General features: G+C 58.2%; 17 protein-coding genes and 6 pseudogenes. 15 read left to right on the top strand and 8 right to left on the bottom strand.

Annotated elements, in window-relative coordinates; translation table 11 throughout:
* Nucleotides 1-208: 208 nt before the first annotated feature.
* The 7 genes and pseudogenes from AC2444_RS25935 to AC2444_RS25905 form a co-directional block, all read left to right on the top strand.
* Nucleotides 209-395, top strand: a pseudogene (locus tag AC2444_RS25935) (DUF3140 domain-containing protein); the annotation flags it as partial.
* An 84-nt stretch (nucleotides 396-479) separates the two neighbouring features.
* Entirely contained in the window at nucleotides 480-1055 is a 576-nt protein-coding gene (locus AC2444_RS25930) for a type 1 glutamine amidotransferase domain-containing protein (RefSeq protein WP_128450204.1), read from the top strand.
* 418 nt (nucleotides 1056-1473) lie between these two features.
* On the top strand, nucleotides 1474-1785 hold the full coding sequence (locus AC2444_RS25925) for a plasmid stabilization protein (RefSeq protein WP_128450203.1): 312 nt from the start codon (nucleotides 1474-1476) through the stop codon (nucleotides 1783-1785).
* Between the two features lie 111 nt (nucleotides 1786-1896).
* Nucleotides 1897-2132: pseudogene (locus tag AC2444_RS25920) on the top strand (DUF3175 domain-containing protein).
* A gap of 116 nt (nucleotides 2133-2248) precedes the next feature.
* Nucleotides 2249-3577: a zinc-binding dehydrogenase gene (locus AC2444_RS25915; RefSeq protein ID WP_128450202.1), complete on the top strand. Its 1329-nt coding sequence runs from the start codon at nucleotides 2249-2251 to the stop codon at nucleotides 3575-3577.
* A gap of 18 nt (nucleotides 3578-3595) precedes the next feature.
* Nucleotides 3596-3784: a hypothetical protein gene (locus AC2444_RS25910; RefSeq protein WP_128450201.1), complete on the top strand. Its 189-nt coding sequence runs from the start codon at nucleotides 3596-3598 to the stop codon at nucleotides 3782-3784.
* Between the two features lie 4 nt (nucleotides 3785-3788).
* Nucleotides 3789-4025, top strand: coding sequence for a hypothetical protein (locus AC2444_RS25905; RefSeq protein ID WP_245461300.1), 237 nt, complete (start codon nucleotides 3789-3791; stop codon nucleotides 4023-4025).
* Between the two features lie 316 nt (nucleotides 4026-4341).
* Here AC2444_RS25905 and AC2444_RS25900 read toward each other — a convergent pair whose 3' ends face one another.
* Together AC2444_RS25900 and AC2444_RS25895 are read right to left on the bottom strand one after the other, a co-directional pair.
* Nucleotides 4342-4782, bottom strand: coding sequence for an MHYT domain-containing protein (locus tag AC2444_RS25900; RefSeq protein ID WP_164902807.1), 441 nt, complete (start codon nucleotides 4780-4782; stop codon nucleotides 4342-4344).
* Between the two features lie 345 nt (nucleotides 4783-5127).
* A pseudogene (locus AC2444_RS25895) lies at nucleotides 5128-5420 on the bottom strand (helix-turn-helix transcriptional regulator); the annotation flags it as partial.
* 611 nt (nucleotides 5421-6031) lie between these two features.
* On the opposite strand from AC2444_RS25895, the gene AC2444_RS25890 reads away from it, so the two are divergent.
* The gene (locus tag AC2444_RS25890) at nucleotides 6032-6406 is read left to right on the top strand and encodes an NADH:ubiquinone oxidoreductase subunit NDUFA12 (protein WP_245461299.1); all 375 of its coding nucleotides are present in this window, start codon (nucleotides 6032-6034) and stop codon (nucleotides 6404-6406) included.
* A 307-nt stretch (nucleotides 6407-6713) separates the two neighbouring features.
* Nucleotides 6714-7022, top strand: a pseudogene (locus tag AC2444_RS25885) (sigma-70 family RNA polymerase sigma factor); the annotation flags it as partial.
* Between the two features lie 57 nt (nucleotides 7023-7079).
* Here the strand turns inward: AC2444_RS25885 and AC2444_RS25880 are convergent.
* Nucleotides 7080-7235 (bottom strand): annotated as a pseudogene (locus tag AC2444_RS25880) (divalent metal cation transporter); the annotation flags it as partial.
* Nucleotides 7232-7726: a hypothetical protein gene (locus AC2444_RS25875; RefSeq protein ID WP_487762908.1), complete on the bottom strand. Its 495-nt coding sequence runs from the start codon at nucleotides 7724-7726 to the stop codon at nucleotides 7232-7234. The gene AC2444_RS25875 and the pseudogene AC2444_RS25880, both read right to left, overlap by 4 nt.
* 23 nt (nucleotides 7727-7749) lie before the next feature.
* Here AC2444_RS25875 and AC2444_RS25870 point away from each other — a divergent pair, with 23 nt between their 5' ends.
* The 3 genes and pseudogenes from AC2444_RS25870 to treZ all read left to right on the top strand — a co-directional run bounded on the left by AC2444_RS25870 (nucleotide 7750) and on the right by treZ (nucleotide 11943).
* A complete protein-coding gene (locus tag AC2444_RS25870) occupies nucleotides 7750-8853 on the top strand; it encodes a flavodoxin family protein (protein WP_128450197.1) in 1104 nt (367 codons plus the stop codon).
* Nucleotides 8854-9067: 214 nt separating this feature from the next.
* Nucleotides 9068-9925: an SDR family oxidoreductase gene (locus AC2444_RS25865; RefSeq protein ID WP_128450196.1), complete on the top strand. Its 858-nt coding sequence runs from the start codon at nucleotides 9068-9070 to the stop codon at nucleotides 9923-9925.
* Between the two features lie 181 nt (nucleotides 9926-10106).
* A pseudogene (gene treZ / locus AC2444_RS25860) lies at nucleotides 10107-11943 on the top strand (malto-oligosyltrehalose trehalohydrolase).
* Nucleotides 11944-12024: 81 nt separating this feature from the next.
* Here treZ and AC2444_RS25855 read toward each other — a convergent pair.
* Both AC2444_RS25855 and AC2444_RS25850 read right to left on the bottom strand, forming a co-directional pair.
* Nucleotides 12025-13023, bottom strand: coding sequence for a TIGR03885 family FMN-dependent LLM class oxidoreductase (locus AC2444_RS25855; protein ID WP_128450195.1), 999 nt, complete (start codon nucleotides 13021-13023; stop codon nucleotides 12025-12027).
* On the bottom strand, nucleotides 13020-14717 hold the full coding sequence (locus AC2444_RS25850; protein WP_128450194.1) for an alpha-amylase family protein: 1698 nt from the start codon (nucleotides 14715-14717) through the stop codon (nucleotides 13020-13022). Before AC2444_RS25850 ends, AC2444_RS25855 begins: the two co-directional genes overlap by 4 nt.
* 117 nt (nucleotides 14718-14834) lie before the next feature.
* Between AC2444_RS25850 and AC2444_RS25845 the strand changes: the two genes are divergently transcribed.
* Nucleotides 14835-16508 (top strand): glycoside hydrolase family 13 protein, encoded by a 1674-nt coding sequence (locus AC2444_RS25845; RefSeq protein ID WP_128450193.1) that lies wholly within the window; start codon nucleotides 14835-14837, stop codon nucleotides 16506-16508.
* A 65-nt stretch (nucleotides 16509-16573) separates the two neighbouring features.
* Here AC2444_RS25845 and AC2444_RS25840 read toward each other — a convergent pair whose 3' ends face one another.
* Nucleotides 16574-18856: a membrane-bound PQQ-dependent dehydrogenase, glucose/quinate/shikimate family gene (locus AC2444_RS25840; RefSeq protein ID WP_206615955.1), complete on the bottom strand. Its 2283-nt coding sequence runs from the start codon at nucleotides 18854-18856 to the stop codon at nucleotides 16574-16576.
* Between the two features lie 484 nt (nucleotides 18857-19340).
* A complete protein-coding gene (locus AC2444_RS25835; protein WP_080635968.1) occupies nucleotides 19341-19652 on the bottom strand; it encodes a DUF2934 domain-containing protein in 312 nt (103 codons plus the stop codon).
* A 173-nt stretch (nucleotides 19653-19825) separates the two neighbouring features.
* Here AC2444_RS25835 and AC2444_RS25830 point away from each other — a divergent pair, with 173 nt between their 5' ends.
* Both AC2444_RS25830 and AC2444_RS25825 read left to right on the top strand, forming a co-directional pair.
* Nucleotides 19826-21583 (top strand): thiamine pyrophosphate-dependent enzyme, encoded by a 1758-nt coding sequence (locus tag AC2444_RS25830; RefSeq protein WP_128450192.1) that lies wholly within the window; start codon nucleotides 19826-19828, stop codon nucleotides 21581-21583.
* A gap of 204 nt (nucleotides 21584-21787) precedes the next feature.
* The gene (locus AC2444_RS25825; RefSeq protein WP_128450191.1) at nucleotides 21788-22774 is read left to right on the top strand and encodes an SDR family oxidoreductase; all 987 of its coding nucleotides are present in this window, start codon (nucleotides 21788-21790) and stop codon (nucleotides 22772-22774) included.
* Nucleotides 22775-22805: the final 31 nt, after the last annotated feature.

Genomic DNA, 22805 nt, shown 5'->3' with positions numbered 1-22805 from the left:
GAGCCCGATGCTCCGGCAAATCCCGCTGTCGCCGCCTTCCTGAAAGGGGATCTGAAAACCCTTCTCCAAATGGGCGACCAGGGGCAAGCGGATCTTATCGCTGCGGCCACCGACGGAAAAACAACTAAAGAGGTGGCAGCCAACGTGAGACCGATCCTCGACAAGGAAGTCTCCGAGAAATTCGGTGTCGCCTACTCAAAGTCGACCTCGCCGCATCGTCGAAATCAAGCATAAGAAGAAGGAAGAGCTCACGGACGACGACTACGCACACATGCGAAAGGTTGTCGGGTATGTCCATCGATCTTAAGCAGGGTGGGCCAAAGGACGACAACGAGCATTCGCCGTGGCGGCATGCCTTGGTGAACTGGGGGCACAATCCAATTAAAAAGGACTGATCGTGGGTTGGGAACTTCGACTGCGAGAAGGGGTTTTCTAAAGGTGACCTTACGGTCGAAATCTCAACAATCAGGAAGAAAATCATGACCCTCGAAGGCAAGAAGATTGCGATCCTTATCGCACCCCGCGGCACCGAAGAGCCTGAATTCAAGAAGCCCAAGGAAGCAGTCGAGGCTGCCGGCGCTAAAGTCACCGTGGTCGGCATCGAGGCCGGCGAAGCCAAGACAAATAATAGCGACCTCGACCCCGGTAGCTCGTATGCCGTAGACAGGAAGGTGACGGATGTCGCCGCAAGCAACTTCGACGGCCTCGTCATTCCAGGTGGATGCGTCGGGGCGGACAAGCTGCGAGCCGACGCCGATGTCGTTTCGTTTGTTCGGTCATTCTTTGAGCAGGCGAAGCCCGTCGGCGTCATCTGCCATGGTCCATGGCTGCTGGTGGAAGCAGACGTACTACAGGGTCGCACGGTCACGTCCTACTCGTCGATCCAGAAAGACATCGAAAACGCCGGTGGAACCTGGGTGGACAAGGAAGTGATTACCGACAAGGGACTCGTTACGAGCAGGAAGCCGGGCGACCTGCCCGCGTTCTGCGCCAAAATCGTTGAGGAGTTCGCAGAGGGAAAGCATCCCGAGCAGGCTCGTAGCGCCGTCGCCTAACCTGAGCCCACATAGCGAGGACATTTGTATCCGCGATCATCGAAGGCTTCGAACAACGCCTTGTTCAAGGTAATGGCATCGAGACGACGGTTCGCCATCGGCGCTCACGACAGGGGCGCCTGCGTTGCGTATGGGCTGGCATTCGACCACCCGGAGGCCGTGACCCCGCCTCGCCAGTCTCGATGTGATCCGACCGCGGACATGTGGGCGGAGAAAGCTGTTTCATCACGGCATTGTTGCATGATGGCTCAACCGGAAGGTCTTCGCAGATCGGCGTTGTTCCTTGGGGACGTGCCGTGTACGGAACGCACGCCACTGACCAATTCCGACAGAAGCCGACGACTGGGGCGGCCGGTCGAGGAACATTGGCGGCGAGACGTCGTTTTCCTTGCTTCATCTAAGCAAGAGGAGATGTTCCATGCCCCGCGACAAATCCGCATATACCGATAAGCAGAAGCGCAAGGCCGAGCATGTCGAGGCAGGCTACGAGGACCGTGGCGTCTCCGATAAGGAAGCCGAACGCCGTGCCTGGGCCACCGTCAATAGGGAAAGTGGCGGTGGCAAGAAATCAGGGTCCGGCCGGGGCCATTCCGAAGACCACGCCTCTTCCGAAAAGGGCGGGCGCAAGGGCGGTGCCGCCGCTGCGTCGCGCACCAGGGAAGAGCGCTCGGCCTCAGCCAAGAAAGCTGCAGCCACGCGCAAGCGCAACGAGCACCACGCGCATCATTGATAGGACACGGCGTCACGACAGTGGCGCCGCTTCTTCTATGGAGGAACGTTCGTGCCGAAGGAGAAATCCAAACAGAAATGGTCGCAGGATGTGACCGAAAACAGCGATGCGATGGATCTGAAAGGCGGCGTCTTCAAACGGCGTAGCGCCAAGAAGATCGCCGACTCGCTGCAAGCCTCGGCCGAACATAGCTCCGCCGCAAGGCCAGCCCTTTCCAGTCCGCCATGTCGATGCTGAATTTCTATATCAATCGCGCCGGCAAGCAGCTTTCTAAGTCGCGGTTGGCGACGCTCGACAGGGCCAAGGACGAGCTGCGCAAGGATTTTGGCAAGCAGCCGAAACGTTGATCATCGGGCGGCATAGTCAATTGCCCGTTCACCACTAAGCGATCCGCCGACAGATGAATGAGCACATTGCCTCGCGCGTGTTTCAAACTTACTCTCGAACTTAAAGGGAACCTATCATGCAAGCTGTCCGTATCCATCGCTTCGGCGGTCCGGAAGTCATGGCGATCGAGGAAATCGATCGGCCAACCCCCGCCGCCGACGAAGTCGTCATCAAAGTATTTGCTGCAAGCGTCAATCCGGTCGACGCAAAGATGCGCGAGGGCAAATATCCTGTCGTTACTGAAAAGGATCTTCCCTATGTGCTCGGCCGAGATGTCAGCGGCGAGATCGCTGCCCTCGGCTCTGACGTTGCCAGCTTCCTGATTGGCGACGAGGTTTTTGCGTTCCTGTCGCCGGAACATGGTGGCTACGAGGAATTCGTGCTGGCGCGGGCTGATGAGGTCGCGGCAAAGCCGCAGTCGCTTGATGCGGTCGGTGCCGCCGCCGTACCCTTGGCCGGCATCACTGCGTGGCAGGGCCTGTTCGACCATGGCGGGCTCCAATCTGGCCAGCGTGTCCTTATTCACGGGGGTGCGGGCGGCGTCGGGCATTTCGCTATTCAATTCGCCAAGGCCAAAGGTGCCTGGGTCGCGACGACAGTGTCCTCGTCCGACAGGGACTTCGTGACCGATCTCGGTGCTGATCAGGTGATCGATTACAAGGCGGAAAAGTTCGAAGACGTGATTGAGCCTGTGGACGTGATGTTCGACTTGATCGGCGGCGAGACACAGGAACGTAGCTTCAGCGTCGTCAAGCCGGGAGGAGCACTGATCTCGACACTCCAGGAGCCGGACAAGGCGCGAGCCAAAAAACTGAAGATTCGGGCGGGACGATACACCGCTCAGCCGAACGGCACTCAGTTGCAGGAGATCGCGGCGTTGCTCGATCAGGGCAAGGTGAAGGTCGTCGTTGCCAGCACCTTCGAGCTTCGTCAAGCCGCAGAAGCCCAGTCCGCCCTCAAGGAAAAGCACATCCGCGGCAAAGTCGTCCTGAAGGTCATCGAGCAGCAAGCAAGAACCGTGATTGACGATGACGCACGGAGATTGCGGGCATACCAAATCTGCGAAGACGAAGGGCGACCGGAGGGTCAGGACCTCGCGCACTGGTATAGGGCCGGTGATCTCGACGCGCCAGAGGAACGCCCTGACTATCGGCGATACTCTACCGGTGTCGCGCCTGCTGGGTCGCTAGTGATCAAATTCTATCATTCCGGCGATCGGATTCGCGGATATGTCCGCAAGGTCGCGGACACAGCTGCGGACGATACGATCTTTCCCGGCGAGGAAATGGAGCCGGAAGCAGCCTTCAAACTCGCAGATTCGCATAAAGCCGATAGCAGCGAAACCGTCTTCGTCGAGCTTGTCGAAGGCGTTGAATGGAATCCCGCCTGGGGTCGATTGGGATAACCGAGAAAGGAATCGAAAATGCCGAAACGCGAAACGACGCCGGAGGCGATCCCTCCCGAGACAGATGACGCTCGCTCGATAGACAGCCCCGCCGCCGACCGTCATCGCAACGATCTGGCCAAGGCGGCGGCGAAAGGATTGGACCGGGCCATGAAAGAAACAGACCGGACATCAGAGAATCACACATCGACAACCAAGGAGCACTAGCGACATGGAAAAAAGTAAAAACCCCTCGAAGGCAGAAATCGAGAACGACGCCAAAGGACAGTCCGAAAGCAATCATGCCGGAGGATCCAACAACGGCGTGAGCAGCGCCAAGCCGCGTGTCATCACCCATTCGGACGACGCGACCGTCAATAAGAAGACTCCGGGCAAAGATGGAGATGCCAAGGATTGGGACCTCAACTACGACGAACGTGACATGAACGAAGGCGAATTTCGGGGCTGAGGGCCGCCGGCGGCGGCCGACAATTTGTCGCACAGACCGGGGCTGATTGATTTGATGGCCCGTCTCCGTAAACTTTAGAACTCCCCTTCTCGTTCTTCTCACCGGCTTCGTGACACCAAGCGGTTCAGGGTACTGGAACTCGAGCTTCTCAACGCAACCACTTAACGGCGTCCCCACAGCCGGATTGGCCGCCGATTAGTGAAATGCCGAGTCCCTACGCCCTTTCGCCTTGAAAGGACTCGAACCGGCGACACCTTATTCAAATCTGTGATTGTCCACCTACAACAAGCTTAAAAGGGCAGGCAGCGCGCCACGCTCACCGTTCAAACCGCTCTAGCATTTTTCTCAACTGCGCGTTTTGCAACGTTAGCTTTCTGGCCAGCTGATCCCTGAGCACCCTGATCTCGTCATCGATACCGGCCGCCACGGCACCCTGCCGGCCAGGAACATAGAGCGATGTAAAACTCGCCAGACAAGAAATCGCCACCGCCGCGACGATGGACAGACCGGTTTCCATCATCTGGTACGATACAGGAATACTGTACGACAACATGGCGATGAAGTGTGTTGCCCAGATCGTCCCGCCAAGCACCGTCCCGGCTATAGCAAGCCACAAGTTCCGATGCGCTTTGACGCACTGGCGCGCGCGCGACAGCATGAACACGGCCGCCAGATTTCCGGCGGTGCAAACACAGACCGCAACAAGCAATAGCGCCCAACTATGCTGCTCGGTGATACAGGAAACCAGTCGGATCATCGTTACCTCCGGCCGGCACCATTTCATGCGATGTCTGACGCCGGGGTTAGAAAAGCCGGTACAGTTTTAACGAATGTGCAAAACAAACGGCCACAGTCCGTGCCGCTCCGCCGTGCGGTCGGTCGCTGGGCAGACTGCTGTCGAGCCCTATGCCAAAATGAACTTACCACCGCTCCGCCGTCTCAATCCAGAACAGCCGACTGACTTTTTTGAGTTTCTGTGCGAGGTCGCCCACCGTGGTCTCCCTGTCTATAATGATCGAGAGCAATACGGTCGTCTCTGATAATATCGAGACTTAATTACCTCAATATAATGCGCGAAAGGATCAATCCTCGAACGCGCCCGCCCGGCATGCGCTTGTCGGCGCCATTCCCCAGGGGTCATTCCCATTCTCTCAGTAAATACACGACGGAATGCCGAGACAGATTGATAACGACCGTTTCGGCCACAGTCTCGGTGCTGATTGCTGGCTTCTTTAGCTCGTTGGCGGCCAAACTCATGCGGAGATCGGTCAACAGATCGAGCGCGGAGCAACCCAACCTGTCCTGAAAGTGCCGCATGAATGTGGCGCGTGACATGCCACACAAGTCTGCCAGATCAGGCAGTTTCCATGGCTGGGCCGGATCGGCGAGCAAAGCCAGATCTCTGGTGTTCGCATCCACTTCCCTAGCCCGTAGCGGCCAGGTCATGGCCGGTGATGCGAAATGGCGGCGCGACGATAAGTGGCATCGCCGAGGCCGCCATTCCTTATGACTAAGACGTCACGTCTTCTCACTGAGAACAAGCTTGGCCCTGCGGGGTCGCATCACTCAGACCACCCTGGGTCTGCACAGAACCCGAAGCGGTCGAGCTCGCAGAATCACTGCCGCCACTGCAACCGCCAGGCAATGTGGAGCCCATCGAGCCGTTCGTCGTGCTGCCCGTGGAATTCGGGTCCATCGTCGGTTGCATGGTCTGGGTTCCCCCACCGTTCTCGGTACCGGTCACACCGGTACCGGTCGCGGTTCCGCTTGGGGAATTCGAGGACTGAGCAAAGACACTCGTGGCCATTCCGGCTGCAAGTAATGAGACGCAGATGAGTTTCATTTTCATGATTTGATTTTCCCTTCAGGGTTCGAGTTGCAATTCTCAAACCTCCAGATCGCTCGCCGGTTCCCAGATGATTGTCTGCGGCTATCCCACCCGACCTCCCGGCCTCGGTCTTCAGCCAGCCAGAGAGTTTGTCGGCAAAAGGATCTTGCTCTTACAAATGTTCACCTGGTGGAATGGACAGACCATCGGCACCCGGTACCTGACTTGGAGACATAGCAAGCGGGTTGGCGCGGATGAATTCGGCAACGTCTACTATGGAGGCGGCGTGACCTCTTTCGGAGTGCGCCGACGCTGGGTGATTTACAATGGCTACGCTGACGCAAAAATCCCACCAGGCTGGTTTGGCTGGATGCAGAATAAAACAGATATCGCCTTGTCAATGGAAACATACGTCCCTCGGCCTTGGCAAAAACTACACCGATCGAACCAAACGGGAACCGCACAGGCCTATCGGCCCAAAGGCTCGCTGAACGCCACGGGTAGGCGCGGACATGTCGATGGCGACTACGAACCGTGGGTACCTGGGGACTGAGAAGATCAAACGTCTCTATCCTTCGGGAGCTGGCACTTCTGCTTCCGAACTCGGCCTTCACCTGGCCGGTCTGTTTACTCTGTGTCTTTGCCACCCTTCGGATGATGTTCGAAGCAGCCCAGCAATAGACTTTCACGCAGCAGGTCCGAGATCGGAAGTGGAGGCTTCCGAAGCGAGAACAACACTGGCTTTCGTGAGGCGTTAGCCGTTCCCGTCCGGATCTCCTGTACGGTTCCGCACTGTTCCAGAACGAGGGGGAACGCGTAGCTTCGATGCTCATTCTTCTTCGACCACGAGGAGAGAGAACATGAGCGGACTGGGTGGAACGGGTGCGGAGATCAAAAACGAAATCGTTGCGTTAATGCCGGCGGTGCACCGGTTCGCGATGCGGTTCGAACGATCTGTGACAGATGCGGACGATCTCACGCAGGATACGGTGCTCAAGGCGCTCGCTCACATTGATCAATTTCGGCCCGGGACCAGCGTAAAATCCTGGCTGTTCACAATTGCTCGAAACACCTACTGCACGAAATACAAGATCCGCCAGAGATTTACCCTCTGTGCGGACATGGAAGTCGCTACATCCGGACAGGCGGTACAATCGACCCAGGAATGGTCTTTGCGCACTGGGGAAGTCGATAAAGCCATTTCAGCTCTCGACCCCGACAAGCGCAAGAAAGATCAGGCAGATGGTGCCGAGGATGACTGCCCAGATCAGCTGGAAACCGAAGGCGGCGCCTGCCTGCGCCGACGTCGCGATGAGGCCGGTTTCGAGGAAGCCACCGACGCTGGTAACGATGCCGAGGGAGATCTGCAGGAGCTTCTTCATGCCCTCGGCATCCCGCTCTCAATCTCCGACCTTGCGTGTCGAAGCGCTTCAAGTATGCGTTCGGCCGCGGGTCGATCGCCTTTCGAGGCCGCAGCGGCCGCCGCCTGCAGCAGTGGCTGAATGTTTTTTACGGCCTCCGGCGCTTCATCGCCCAACTCGTTGACAAGGGTTGTGATTTCTTCCCGGCAACGCTCAATGGCCAATCCGCTGTACGTTTCTGGAGCCCGGCCCAGGGTGCGCGCGTCGACGATCATCTCGGCGCTGGCGGTCCAGGACAAAATTCCCTGCAGCGTCTTGCGCTGCTGGTCCTGCTCGCTGGAGCATGATGAAATCAAGACAGTGATCAGAAGGATCGCGGAGCAGCCACTCCCAGCGCGATTTGACATTCGGTGATTGAGTCCCTCGATTTCTATCGATGAGGATTTAGCGGCCAGTCGACCGCTTTCAATAACGCCTCGAGGAACAGTCGGTTTCCGCGGACGTTCATTCAACTCATCCCTTCAACGGAGCGACCATGCCTTCATTGCCCAAGCCTGGAACGCCGGACCTCGGACCTCGCAAGGGCAGCCCGAGCCCTCGGCTGCCCGAGGAGGAATTCAAGCGGCGTTTTCTCAATCAGTTCCAGGATCCGGCCTACGAGGCGCTCTCTGCCGAACTTGCCAAGATCACCGAGGCGGCATGGGACGCCTACGAAAACTCTAGGAAGAGCCCGAAGACGCGCAAGGCAGGCCCGGAATTCGCCGATCCCGACTATGATCTGGCCGTCGATTGGTTGGCCGCCCGGCAAGCGATCCAGGACGCCCAGCGTCGGCATGAAGATCCCGACGGCCCGGTCCGCTTCCTGCTGATCAACGGATCATCACGCAGCGAACATACCTGTCCCGGCGAGCTGTCGAAAAGCTTCCGAATGGTGGAAGCCGCCCGGGGGGTTCTGGAGCAGGAGCCGCGGGTCCATGTGGAAGTGCTCGATCTCAGCCGGTTGGCGTCAGAATACGGACGGCAGATCCATCCGTGCAAAGCCTGCTTTTCGACCGCTGCCGCCCTCTGTCATTGGCCCTGCTCGTGCTATCCCAACTATTCGCTCGGCCAGATCCACGACTGGATGAACGACATCTATCCGCTCTGGGTTGAGGCACACGGTATCATGATTGTCACGCCGGTGAACTGGTATCAGACGTCCTCCCCATTGAAGCTGATGATCGACCGCCTGGTCTGCGCCGACGGTGGCAATCCGGACCCGACCTCCACCCATGGCAAACATGCGAAGGAGGCAAAGGAACTGGAGATGAGGGGCTGGGACTATCCACGACATCTGGAAGGCCGGCTATTCTCGGTTATCGTGCACGGCGACACGGAAGGGGCGGAAAACGTTCGCCGGTCGGTGTCCGACTGGTTGAAGTCGATGGATCTCGAACCCGCCGGGACATTGGCCGAGGTCGATCGCTACATCGGCTACTGGGAGCCCTATGCAACGAGCCACACGGCCTATGACAGGGATCAGGCGGTCCAGGAGGAAGTGCGAAATGCAGCTCGGACGCTTTACCAGGCAGCCGCTTCCAAGCGGCAGGGCCTGCAGGGCGCGGCTGGCTCAGAGCTGAAGCAGCCTCGGCAGAAGTAAAGCGCGGGCCGAAGCGACATGAGCTCATGGAACTTTCGGCGGTCGCACAGGTTCATCGCGCCACATACTGCGACGGTCGTTGGGATGCTTCCCGACAATGATGCCCAGGCCATCCCTCGAACGTCGCGGATAAGGTGCTAGCGACGCGGCTACCGCGCTCTGCTGTATCGTCATCCGAGGACGATCCGACAACCAAACCGAAAGGAGATTTCTGATGAAGGACTATCCAAAGCCCCCCTTCGAGACACCGCGCCAGCCAATGCCCGGCAAGACCAATGCGATGTCACCTGTGCCGGATCACGGCGAGCAGTCATACCGTGGATCGGGCCGCCTGAGCGGCAAGAAGGCCATCATTACCGGCGGCGACAGCGGTATTGGCCGCGCCGTCGCGATCGCCTTCGCGCGCGAGGGCGCCGACGTCCTCGTCGCCTATCTTGACGAGCATGAAGACGCCAATGAAACCAAGCGATGGATCGAAGAGGCCGGGCAGAAGGCGGTTCTCGTTCCGGGCGATATCCAAGACGCGCAGCACTGCCGCAGCATAATAGAGACGGCGCGCGCGGAGCTTGGCGCCGTCGATATCCTCGTCAACAACGCGGCGCATCAGGCGAGCTTTCAGGATATCGGTGAGATCAGCGATGAAGAGTGGGAGCTCACGTTCAGGGTCAACATCCACGCGATGTTCTATCTCTCCAAGGCGGCCGTGGCACATATGAAGCCAGGCGGTGCCATCATCAATACGGCTTCGATCAATGCCGATAGTCCGAGCCCGCACCTTCTGGCTTATGCCACCACAAAGGGCGCCATCCAAAATTTTACAGCCGGGCTGGCGCAGATGCTTGCGGAAAAGGGAATTCGGGCCAATGCCGTGGCGCCGGGTCCGATCTGGACACCGCTTATTCCATCGACCATGCCGGAAGAGGCCGTCAAGAATTTCGGCAAGCAGGTTCCGATGCAGCGGCCGGGCCAGCCGGCGGAACTTGCGACAGCCTACGTAATGCTGGCCGATCCGCTGTCGAGCTACGTCTCAGGTGCGACAGTTGCGGTAACAGGCGGAAAACCGATCATTTGACGTTTGACGGCAGCGCCTCACTTACAAGCTTCCTGCCCGAGCGGCTCAGACGGAGGGGCCAATGGATCCACACTATCTAACAGACCTGCAAGCAAACAGGGCGACATCAGGCAGTGTCGAGAAAACACGAAGGCGGCTCCCAATCGGCGCAGAGGTTTGCTGCAAAGGAGTTTCTTTTCGATTGTGGGCACCGGCAAGGGAGCGCGCTTTCGTTTTAATCGGCAATGGTTCGGAACATCAACTTGCGTCGGAGCAAAACGGCTATTTTTCCCTCACGATCGCAGAAATTGGTGACGGCACTAGCTATCAGTTTCATTTCGGAGACTCGGCCGACTTGCTTGCCGATCCGGCGTCACGCTACCAGCCTAACGGCCCTCTCGGGCCTTCGGTGGTTATCGATCCAGCAAGCTTCCAGTGGAGCGATGATGGATGGAAGGGGGTCGATCCCCGAGGCGTCGTCCTCTATGAGATGCACGTCGGTTCGTTTACCGAGGAGGGGACATTTGCTGCGGCAAAGCAAAAGCTACCGAAATTGGCAGAGATTGGCATAAACTGTCTCGAGGTGATGCCGATCAACGAGTTTGTGGGCGATTTTGGATGGGGTTATGACGGGACCCTTCTCTACGCGCCAACCCGGCTTTACGGAACGCCAGACGATGTCCGATCGTTCGTAGATGAAGCCCACCGCCTTGGCCTAGGGGTAATCCTCGACGTCGTCTACAACCACTTTGGTTGTGGCAATCGCTTCGACGACTTCACATCTGATTATTTCACCGACCGCTACTCGAACGAGTGGGGTAAATCGATCAATTTCGACGGACCGAACTGCCAGCGTCCGCGAGTACGTGAGCAAGAATGGTGCTTACTGGATCGACGAGTTTCACTTCGATGGCTTGCGTATCGACGCGACCCAGGCCCTTTTCGACTCCAGCCCCGAGCACATCGTCACAGCAATCTCGAAAGAGGCCAGGGCCGCGTCCCGAGGCCTTGGGATTTACCTCGTCAGCGAAAACGAGCCGCAGCAAACCGATATGGTGCGGCCTGTGGCGACAGGGGGGCACGGTCTCGATGCGCTCTGGAACGACGATTTCCACCACTCGGCCATCGTTGCTCTCACGGGCCGCAACGAAGCATACCTTCATGACCATCATGGTAAGGCCCAGGAGTTCGTTTCCGCGGCGAAATATGGCTACCTGTTTCAGGGGCAGCGGTACGATTGGCAAGACGGGCCACGGGGGACACCCGGCCTAGACCTGAGGCCGTGGAACTTCATTCACTTTCTCGAAAATCATGATCAGATCGCCAATACAGGGATCGGAGCCAGACTAAGCCAAGTGACATCGCCAGCGCGCCTGCGCGCATTGACGGCGCTTCAATTGCTCGGCCCTCAGACGCCGATGCTGTTTCAAGGGCAGGAATTCGGCTCTTCCCCACCGTTCTATTATTTCGCCGATCGAGACGGCGAGATTGCTGCGTCGGTTCGCAATGGGCGGCGGGATTTCGTCAGTCAGTTTCCGAACCTGACCGATGAACAGCTTGTTATCGCCGACCCTTGCACGCGCGAAACTTTTGAGAAAGTCAAACTCGATTGGTCTGAATGGGAACAGCACGCAGCCACAGTCGCTCTTCACCGTGACCTCTTGGCTCTGCGGCGAACGCATAAAGCCCTTTCCTGGCACCCCCACGCAGCTCCTTCTCAAATCGACGGCAGTGTCTTGTCCAGTGCGGCGTTCTTATTAAGATATTTTGCCGACCAGCCGGATGACCAACGGCTATTGTTCATCAACTTCGGACGCGACCAGGTCATCGACAGTATACCAGATCCGTTGTTTGCGCCGCCGATCCACCATCAGTGGCAACTGACATGGTCAAGCGAAGACCCCCGCTACGGAGGAAGCGGCCGCCGGCCATACGACTTGCAAGACCACTGGGTTCTAAACGCGGACGTTGCACTCCTATTTAGACCGGTACCGGCAGAAGGTCGGCGCGACCGATGGGATGCTCCGATGAATCCGTAGCAAGCTGGTCTCACGCGCCCGAGCCGGTCCGCGTGAGGGTTGGGAGAAAACTTTCGGTCCCCCCACGAGAAGCAAATCGGTTTAGGCGCTTTTGAGCGGATGGCACGGTCCGTCCTTGAAAGATGGAAGAACCTTTGCACCGAAGACCTCGATGAACTCGGTCTGATTACGCCCGACGTTGTGAACATAAATCTCTGTGAAGCCCGCGGCAAAATCGGCTTTCAGCCACTCGACATGCCGCTGAGGATCGGCGGAAATCCGAACATGCTGATCCATGTCTTTCGGCCGAACCTTCGCGCAGGCCTCGTCGAATTCCTCGGGCAGGCGCAGGGTTTCTGACATTGCCGCCGTCACTGCGTTGCTGCGCCACTGATCAAAGGCATTCGCCCTCGCCTCCTCTTCGGACCGCGCGTAGGAAACATGCACCTGCAAGTAAAGCGGCTTGCCATGTCCGCCACCGCGTCGGAAGGCGTCGATGATCTCGACAAGCTTTTCTTGTGATTGGTTGATGGTGATCAAAGCATCTGCCCAGCCTCCCGCCCACTCCGCCGTTGCCGGCGACAGGGCGCCGGCCACGATTCGCGGCAATTTGGCAGGAAGAGTATGAAGGCGCGCCTCATCGACTTTGATCGGTCCCTCCCGGCTGACGAGACGTCCTGCCCAGAGATCCCTGATGATGTCCACGGCGGCCTCTAGCCTCGCGTTTCGCTCCGATTTCGACGGCCAACGCTCACCGGCGATGTGCTCGTTCATGGCCTGACCGCTGCCGACCGCCATCCAGGGAAAGCGCTTCGGGAATAGTTCAGCGATGGTTGCCGCAGCCTGCGCCGTGATGACAGGATGGTACCGCCATCCTGAAGGCACCGTGATCACTCCGAATGGAATTGTGCGCGTCGCCTGGAGCGCTGCCCCGAGCCAGGCCCAGACAAAACCCGATTGGCCCTGCCTCACGCTCCAAGGCGTCAGGTGATCGGACGACATCACCCCACCAAAGCCGGCAGTCTCCGCAGCCTGCACGTAAGTGAGGAGTTGGCTTGGTGCAAACTGCTCGTGGGAAGCATGGTAACCAATGAGCGTCATGAACCGTTTCCTTCGGAAATAAACCAATGGTAGGCATAGGGCTCAAGCTCAAGCCCCGGTTTTCCAGCTCCTTCGAACTCCGCGCCGCCGACCAGATTCCGGAACTTGCGGGGTTGGGTGCCACCGAAGTTGATCTCCGTCCTGATGCCTCGGTTCGCAAAATTGTGGACGAACAACATGAGAGTGCCTGCGTCCTCAAACCCATGCACCAGAACTGATGGATCCTCGGCACTCAGCCTCACCGGCCGGCCCTTCGTGAAGATCGATTGGCTCCTGCGAAGTGAAATGAATCGTTTGATAGCATTCAGTAAAGATCCTGGACGCTCCTGCTGATCCGCAACATTCACTCGCTTGTAGGAGAACGAACCCTGGCCCACGACCGGTTGGCAAAGCTTGGCGCCATTTGCTGCCGAAAATCCGCCATTCTTTTTCCCCGACCACTGCATCGGCACCCGCACGGAATTGCGTCCGTGCTGAGTAAGATCCTCACCGAGGCCGATCTCGTCGCCATAGACGATGAGCGGTGGGCCCCTCAAGGAAAAGATGATGCTGAAGGCGAGCTCTATCCGTTTCTGGTTACCTCTCAGCATAGGCGCCACACGGCGGCGAACACCGCGATCAAAAACCTGCATCTCTTTCTTCGGCGCGAAGGCCTCAAAAACGGTCTCTTTCAGATCCGGCGGCACTCGCGAGAAATCGAGTTCATCAAGGTTACGAAGGAAATTCACCCAACCGCAGCCTGGCGGCGGTTCCGGAAGCAGGCTCAGTCCCTGATTGACCGCAGAAGCATCCTCCTTGGCAAACCCGGCGAAGAGGTAGCAGGCCAGCATGAAATTAAGCAAAAGCTGGAGCTGGTCGCCCTCTCCGAAGAAAGCGTCTGTCGCCTCGGGTGGAAGGTTAACTTCGCCGAGCAGAACGCCGCCCGGTCGTCGGCTTTGCACATAGCTGCCGATCTCTCGCAGGATTCCATGCGGATCGCGAGGGTTGGCGTGCTCGAGACCTTTGTCGGCGATGATGAGTGGAGCGGCATCTAGCCTGAACCCGCTGACGCCGAATGCGATCCAGTAGTCCAAGATGCGCAGTATTTCTTCGCGGACCTGAGGGTTCGCCGCGTTCAGCTCCGGTTGGAATTCATAGAAATTATGGAAATAGTACGCCCGCGCCACGTCGTCATAGGTCCACAGGCTTCCGACCTCACCTGGAAAGATGGATTTGGCGCCGGCGGCGACGGGTGGAGGATCGGCGCTCCAGACGTAATAATCACGGTAGCGGCTCTTGTCGTCTCGCCTCGCCGCCTCAAACCATGGGTGCTGATCGGATGTGTGATTGACGACGAGATCCATCACCACCCGAATGCCATGTTCCCCCGCGCTATGCAGGAATGTCAGGAAATCATTTAGCGTCCCGACCTTCGGGTTGATTGAATAGAAATCGCTGACATCATAGCCGTTATCCCGATCGGGGCTTCGATAAAACGGCAGGAGCCATATACAGGTGATGCCAAGTTCGGAAAGATAAATCAGCTTTTCAGTGAGCCCCACGAAGTCACCAATCCCGTCACCGTTGCCGTCTGAGAATTTCTCGACATCGATGCTGTAGATGACAGCTTCCTCGTACCAGCTGCTGCTTCGGCTCGACACTTGTAAACCTTTCTCCTGCCCGGGAACATTTTCAACGGTTTCCGAAGGAAACATGTTCCCCGCATCTTCTTCCGCTTTCGTCGATTTCCAGGCAGTTTCTCCCAGTTCCGGAACTACCTCTCAGTCCAAGTGTTCGCTCTCTTCAAAGCTGTTTTTCAAGGAACGCTCCCAATGGACCTGTCAGCAACGCCGATGAGGCGGTCTCCGCTCGGACCGAAGTGGTGGCATACTGCGACGATTTATCAAGTGTACCCCCGCAGCTTCTGCGACTCGAACGGCGATGGTATCGGCGACATCCCGGGAGTGATTTCAAAGCTCGATTATCTCAGAAAGCTGGGTATCGACGTGATCTGGTTGTCGCCGATCTATAAGTCGCCAATGGATGACAATGGCTACGATATTTCTGATTATCGCGATATCGCTCCGGAATTTGGCACATTAGCAGACTTCGACCGCCTCGTTGAAGAGGCTAGAAAACATGGGATCGGCATCATGCTCGATCTCGTGGTCAATCACACATCCGATGAATACCCTTGGTTCCAGCAGTCCCGCGAAGCAACCAACAACCCTTTCCGCGACTTCTACATCTGGCGCAAACCCGCGAAAGATGGAGGGCCTCCGAATGGGCTGAAATCCTCTTTTGGGGGACCAGCCTGGACGCTCGATGTCGAGACCGGAGAATACTACCTGCACATGTTCTCCCGCCGCCAGCCAGATCTGAATTGGGAAAATCCGGCCGTACGCCGTGAAATATACGCGATGATGAACTGGTGGTTGGATCGCGGCATCGCCGGTTTCCGCATGGACGTCATCGACTACATCGGCAAGCAACCGGACCAGGAATTGATCAAGGACGGCCCACACCTGCACGACTACTTGCAGGAGATGAGTGCCGAGACTTTCGGAAGTCGCGACATCCTCACGGTGGGGGAGACCTGGAGCGCGACACCGGGGTCGGCACTTCTTTACTCGGGGCGGGACCGTGGCGAACTGTCGATGGTTTTTCAATTCGAGCACGTGACCCAGCAGTGGGACGAGATCTATGGCAAGTGGCGGCCAAAGCCATTCGACCTCGTGGGCCTCAAAACGGTTCTTGGCAAGTGGCAACTCGCACTCGCCAAGGATGGCTGGAACTCGCTATTTTGGGGCAATCACGATCTGCCGCGCGCAGTTTCCCGTTACGGCGACGTCAGCGGTTATCACGTTCAATCGGCCAAGATGTTGGCAACGGTCCTGCACCTTTTGAAGGGAACGCCCTACGTTTACCAGGGAGAGGAAATCGGCATGACGAACATGCCGTTCACCTCGATCGAGCAGTACCGGGACGTCGAGACACTCAACATGCATCGGCTTCACCTGGATGCTGGGCTGTCGCCAGAGGACTTCATCAAAGGTGCCAACCAAAGCGGCCGAGACAATGCCCGAACGCCGATGCAATGGAGCGCAGCCCCGCATGGTGGCTTTTCGACCGGTGTTCCCTGGATAGAGGTCAATCCGAACTACGCGACCGTCAATGCCGAGAGGGCGATGACCGATGAACAATCGATCTGGAACCACTACCGGAAGCTCATTGCACTCCGAAAGACGCATCCCGTCGTCGTGTATGGCGACTACCAGTCCTGGCTCGACACCCATCCAGATCTCTTTGTCTACACGCGGACCCTGAACGAAGACCGAGTCGTTGTGATCGCTAATTTCAGGCCGAAAGCCGTGGCGCTCACACTGCCGTCGGAGCTGCAGATCGAAGGGCCTTGCCTCATTTGCAATTACGGTCCGGTTCAGCGGCTCGGCGACACCATAGAACTCAGGCCCTATGAGGCAATCGCCATCTTGGATCAGGGGTAACGCGCGCAGCCGTGCTCACTGGTTCACCGGATGCTTGAGTCCCGTGGTATCCTGCCGCCAGTTAGTCAGCTTTTCGGCAAAGCAAAAGCGATGACCTCATCGCCGTTGCGAGACTGCAATCCGCCATGCCCGCCGGCTGCGACAACGACGTATTGGCGGCCGTCTTTGCCGAGATAGGTCAGCGGCGTCGCGTTGCCGCCTGCTGGCAGGTGATCCTCCCACAGCGTTTCGCCGGACTTGCCATCGAAGGCGCGGATGTATTGGTCGGTCGTTGCAGCCATGAAGACAAGGCCGCTGCGCGTCGCGACGCTGCCGCCCATGCTGAAGATGCCAGTTGGCAATCCGATGGGGGCACGCAGCCCGAACGGCCCCATGTCTCGCGTCGTACCGATCGGACGCTGCCACACGACCTTTTTCGTCACCAGATCGATCGCCTGCATCTGCCCCCAGGGCGGGCGCGTGCAGGGCAGACCGAAAATATTAAGCCACGGCTTCACCACGATCGAATAGGGTGTTCCGTGCTGGGGGTTGTTCTGGAATTCAGGCTGTGGATAGGGCTCGCTCCAGCCTCCCCAAGGCTTGAACAGGCCCTTGTCGAGCGCTGTCTGATAGGGAAGCATCTGGAGCTGGAATGGCATGAAGGTTGTATTGAGATAGAGCAGTTTTCGTTCGGGATCGATGGTAGCGCCATACCAGTCCGAGGTCCCGTCGAAGGCCGGCCAGCCAATTGTCGACTTTACGCCCGGCGGCGTATACAGGCCGTCATCGCGCATCCGATGAAAGGCGATGCGGCAGAGGAGCTGGTCTATCGGCGTGGCACCCCACATGTCCGCTTCCTGGAGCTTCGGCGCCAGCATTTGCGGCATGCCCGTCGAGAATGGCTGTGTCGGTGAATACCGCTCCCCCGGAATATCACCTCTCGGGACCGGCTTTTCCTCGACGTTGGTGATCGGATGGCCATCGCGACGGTCGAGGAGGTAGAGCTGGCCCTGCTTTGTGGTTTGCAGCAGTGCGGGGATCGTTGCACCATTGGCACCGGGCAGATCCACAAGAGAGGGCCCGACCGGAACGTCGAAATCCCACAGATCATGATGAACTGTCTGAAAGTGCCACCGCTCCTCTCCTGTTGTCAGGTCGAGGGCAACCAGCGAGCTCGAATACTGGTCGTCGAACGATCGGCGCTCTTTGCCAAAATAGTCAAGCGTGGCATTGCCGAGCGGAACGTAGACAAGGTTGAGTTTCGGATCAGCCGTGTAGACGCCCCATCCGTTCGGCGTGCCGCGGGTATAGGTCTCGTCCGGATCGAGCTTCTTATTCGGCGGCGTCTTTCCCATGTCCCAGGACCAAGCCAGTGTCCCAGTGTTTGCGTCGAAGGCACGGATGACGCCGGATGGCTCGCCAACCGTCTGATTGTCATAGACCCAGCCGCCGAGCACGATCTTGCCGTTCAAAACAAGCGGTGGCGAAGAAATGAAGTGGAAGCCCGGCGGGACCGGCCCCATGTGTTCACGAAGATCGACCATGCCATGGGTACCGAAGCCTTCACAAGGCTTGCCGGTTGCTGCATCGAGCTCGAACAGCCGCGGCAGGTCGGACGCAGTGGGAACGATCCGGCTCTTACAGGCGCCCGTTGCGTCTGACGCAGTCGCCTCATAGTAGGAGACACCGCGGCAGGCCTGGTAGACGTTGTGCGACATGTCGCCACCCGGATCGTAGCGCCACTTCAACTGTCCCGTTGTCGCATCAAGGGCGACCACGTCGCGGTGCGGCGTGCAAAAATACAGGTTGTCACCGGCTTTGATCGGTGTCGCTTCAAAGCTGAACTCGCGACCGTTGGAGTTCTCACCGGACTTTGGCAGATCATTGGTTGAAAACGACCACGCCTGCTTCAGATCTCTGACGTTGGAGGCCTTGATCTGATCGAGCGGTGAAAACCGGTCTCCCGACAGAGTGCGTCCGTAAAATTGCCAGTTGCCGATTGCAACTCCATCGCCATCGGCCTGAGGGGCCGTTTCCCGAGAACTCGGTGCCGAAAACACCTTCGTCCTCGCCTCGGTGATCCAATAGCCGGAGCCGAATACAAAGACGACCACCATTAGAGCAAAGCTAAGGTTCGCAACTCTTACTGCGTTGCCGGAGGTCGCCTCATGGCGATACAGCCTGCCCGCAACCCACGGCGACCACATCCACAGGCCGAGCAAAGCTGGACCAATGAGGCGCGGTATCAGGGACCAGCCGTCGAGGCCGGATTCAACGATCGCCCAGATTACGGCACCGAGTAGCGTTACCGTATAGACCCACGGCCCCAGCCGGCTACCGCGCAGCACGAGGCCGCCGGAGATTATCAAGCCGATACCGACAAGCAGATAATACGGACTCCCGCCGAGGAGGAATCAGCCATCCACCAAGACCTGCAATTATGAGACCCAGAAAGACAACAAACAGCGCCGTGAAACCAGCAACGGACAAGATGCGCATGCGAGACTCCAAGGATAAGAAGACTGGAGGTGATAAATCCGAGACCCCCGCGGCTTGGCGGGTTCCCCGAAATAGACGTCACGTCGCGACTGCGGCACTGCCTCTGTCGTCGTGACGTTTGCAAAATCGCAGATCGATCCCAAAACTTGGATATTAATGGACAGCAGCTCGGACGTCCGTTGACTGACGCAGATCAACTTCGGACTTTTTGACGTGAGAGACGGCATTCCAGAACGCTCTTCCGCGCATCTAATGCCGAAAGTTATACACCTAACAGAGACATTATTCGGCGATCGCGATCCTCTTGCCGTCCTGGTACGGGAGCAGGGCCACCTAATTTACTAGGCGCGAAACTTAGTCAGGCCCGGATATGCCTTTGCCGCCTTTGTTCGTCGCGCCCATGCGATCGGCGCCGGCTGTAGGCCCTCCTCCTGGTGACGTCCCGCCAGGTTGCAAATCGCTTGCGATGCCTCCGGCAGTTCCTTCTTGATCAGCCCCCAGTTGGTCGCCGCTTGCGTCCGAGTTGGTTTTTCCATCTTGTTCGGCGCTGATCTCCTGCTCGGCCTGGCTCCAATGGCGTTCGTGATCACCTTCTTTTTTGCCTTCACGTTCCCAGATCTGTTGAGCGCGATCCCGAATAAGATCTTCTCTTCCTTCCTGTTCCATACCTGTCTCCTTAAGTGGAATTCGACCACGCGTCGCGAACTTCTGCGGAGAAGCGAAGTTCCCCGGCTTTTAGAAAATGGGCGCCACGAGCCCTACGGCCAGCAACCCGACCCGACCCGGAACTTTTGGAAGGACGCGTAGTTCGCGCAGGAAGATCATTATGGAGCTGTGCCATGCCCAATGCCGCTGATATCCTCGTTGAAACGCTGATCGCCTGGGAGGTTAAGGTCGTGTTCGGCCTTCCTGGCGATGGGATCAACGGGATCATGGAAGCGCTGCGCAAGCGACAGGATCAGATTCGCTTCGTGCAGGTACGTCATGAGGAGTCCGCGGCCTTCATGGCCTGTGCCTACGCCAAATTTACCGGCAAATTGGGCGTGTGCCTGGCGACGTCTGGTCCCGGCGGGACCCATCTTCTGACGGGGCTTTACGACGCGAAGCTCGACCAGATGCCCGTTCTCGCTATCACAGGCATGCAATATCATGACCTGATCGAGACGTTCACGCAGCAGGACGTCGATCTGACCCGCGTCTTCGACAACGTCGCCATCTACAATGCACATGTCAGCGATGCTGGCCACATGGAAAACCTCGCCAGCCTTGCTTGCCGCTCCGCCTTGGCCAAACGCGGCGTAGCCCATCTCTCCATCGCCAGCGACACCCAGGAGATGGAAGAGCAATCGCGATCAAAACGCAATCAGCCCAGGCACGTGCCGAACCGTTATTTTGCGGGTCGCCAGCTTCCGAACGACGATGAACTGGATCGTGCGGCACAGATCCTGAACGGAGCTGGCAAGGTCGCCATTCTCGCCGGTCGCGGCGCTCTTGGGGCTCACGAAGAACTCACGGAGACAGCTGAGCTGCTGGCCGCGCCTGTCGCAAAGGCGCTGCTGGGCAAGGCGGTGCTTGCAGATAACGACCCCTACACTACCGGAGGGATTGGGATCCTCGGAACGGCCCCTTCACAGGCAATCATGGAGCAATGCGACGCCGTCCTGATCGTCGGGTCGACCTTCCCTTACATCGAATATTATCCAAAGCCCGCTTCCGCTCGCGGCGTCCAAATCGACAGCGACCCACAACGCATCGGCCTTCGTTTTCCGGTAGAGGCCGGTTTGGTGGGCGACGCCAGGGAAACGCTTCGGCTTCTCAACAGTCGTCTGACCCGGAAGACGGATCGCTCGTTTCTCGAACAGACACAATCGGCAATGGCGGGCTGGCGCAGTAAGATGGCCATGCTGGAGAACAATGAGAGTGCTCCGTTGAAACCAGCAGCAGTGGTCCGTGCGTTCGGCCGACGGATCGCTCAGGATGGCGTTCTTGTCGCTGATTCCGGACAGAATACCGAGCTTGCCGCACGACACGTCGATCTCGATATCGGCAACCAGTTTGCCGTCTCAGGCGCGCTTGCCTCCATGGCCTCTGGCCTCCCCTACGCGATCGCAGCTGGCATCGCAGACCCGCAGCGCCCGATTTATGCTGTGGTCGGAGATGGCGGTCTCGGAATGCAGATGGGTGAATTCTCTACAGCTGTACGCCACAATCTGCCACTCAAGCTGCTGGTGATCTGCAACGGCATGCTCAATCAGATCGCCTGGGAGCAGATGATGTTTCTCGGCAATCCACAGTTCGCCTGCGAACTGGCGCCTATTGATTTCGCAAAGGCCGCGGAAGCAATGGGCGGACGCGGCTTTACGATCCGTCAGTTTGAGGAGATCGAGTCGGTCCTGGATGAAGCCTTTTCGTGCGAAGGTCCGGTCATCATCCAGGCGCATGTCGACCAGTACGTTCCGATGATCCCGCCCAAGATGCCAAAAGACTATGCACGCAACTTCCGAAAGGCGCTTCCCGGCACCCCCGGTCACGAGGCGATCGAGGCCAATGTCGAACGAGCTCCGCTCCGCGAGATGATCAACGCGGGCGAGAAGTGAACCAATCGCAACAAGGTCTTTCTGTCGGCACGATCGTGCCAAGGGAGTTATCTAATCGCGGTTGTCAAGTTGATCGCCGAGGGCGCCTCAGGACAGGCCCGTGGTTCTCTTCGAGGTCGGCAGTTTGTCCGCCTCATCATGGCGTTTGGATATGCGATCATGGCCTGAACATCGAATTCTTTGACCACGAAACCGGAGAACAAAATGGAGAACAAGGCGAAGGTGGTGGTGATCACCGGAGCGTCAAGCGGGATCGGGCAAGCGACCGCTGAGGCCTTCGCACGTCAGGGCACCAAGCTCGTGATTGCCGCCCGGAATGCGGCGGCACTTCAGGCTGTTGCAAAGACGTGCCGCGAGCTGGGAGCCGATGTCCTGGTCGTACCCACCGATGTTACCGATGCCGACCAAGTCAAGGCACTTGCAGAAGCGGCGTCGAACTTCGGCGCAATCGACGTCTGGGTCAGCAACGTCGGCGTCGGTGCTGTCGGCAAATTCCAGGATACGCCGATCGAGGCACACGAGCACGTGATCCGCGCCAATCTCATTGGTCATATGAACGATGCTTACGCCGTCCTGCCGATTTTCCTCAAGCAGGATCGCGGCATATTCATCAACATGATCTCGCTCGGCGGATTTGCCGCAGCACCTTACGCCACCGCCTACAGCGCCAGCAAATTTGGGCTGAAGGGATTTTCGGAAGCGCTGAGGGGCGAGCTTTCTGACCATCCGAACATCCATATCTGCGATATCTACCCTGCATTTATCGATACGCCGGGGATCAGCCATGGTGCCAACTATACCGGCCGCGAACTCTCGGCCCCGCCGCCAGTCTACGACGCGCGCAAGGTCGCCGATGCTGTCCTCAGGGTAGCCCGGCATCCAAAGGCGACAACGACAGTGGGTGCCACGGCAGACCTCATACGCTTCGGGCATTTCTTTGCTCCGAGCTTGAGCGCGCGGTTCATGAACTGGTTCATGACGACCTACTTCAAGCAAGCCGATGCAACTCCCGTCACTGACGGCAATCTCTACGCTCCTTCGTCGCGACCCGGCGGCATCGACGGCGGACTGCGATCTGGGAAACAGCGACTGGCGCTGGGTGCGGTGGCTGCCACCGCAGCCATAGCCATCGGTCTCATCGCATTGGCAAACACGTATGGCCGAAACAGCCGTCGTGGCCGATGGCGTTAGCGACCGGAGTCCTGCGCGTGCAATCAAAGCA

The organism is Rhizobium sp. WSM1328, assembly GCF_057653715.1.
This window is presented reverse-complemented; position numbering and strand designations above follow the sequence as displayed.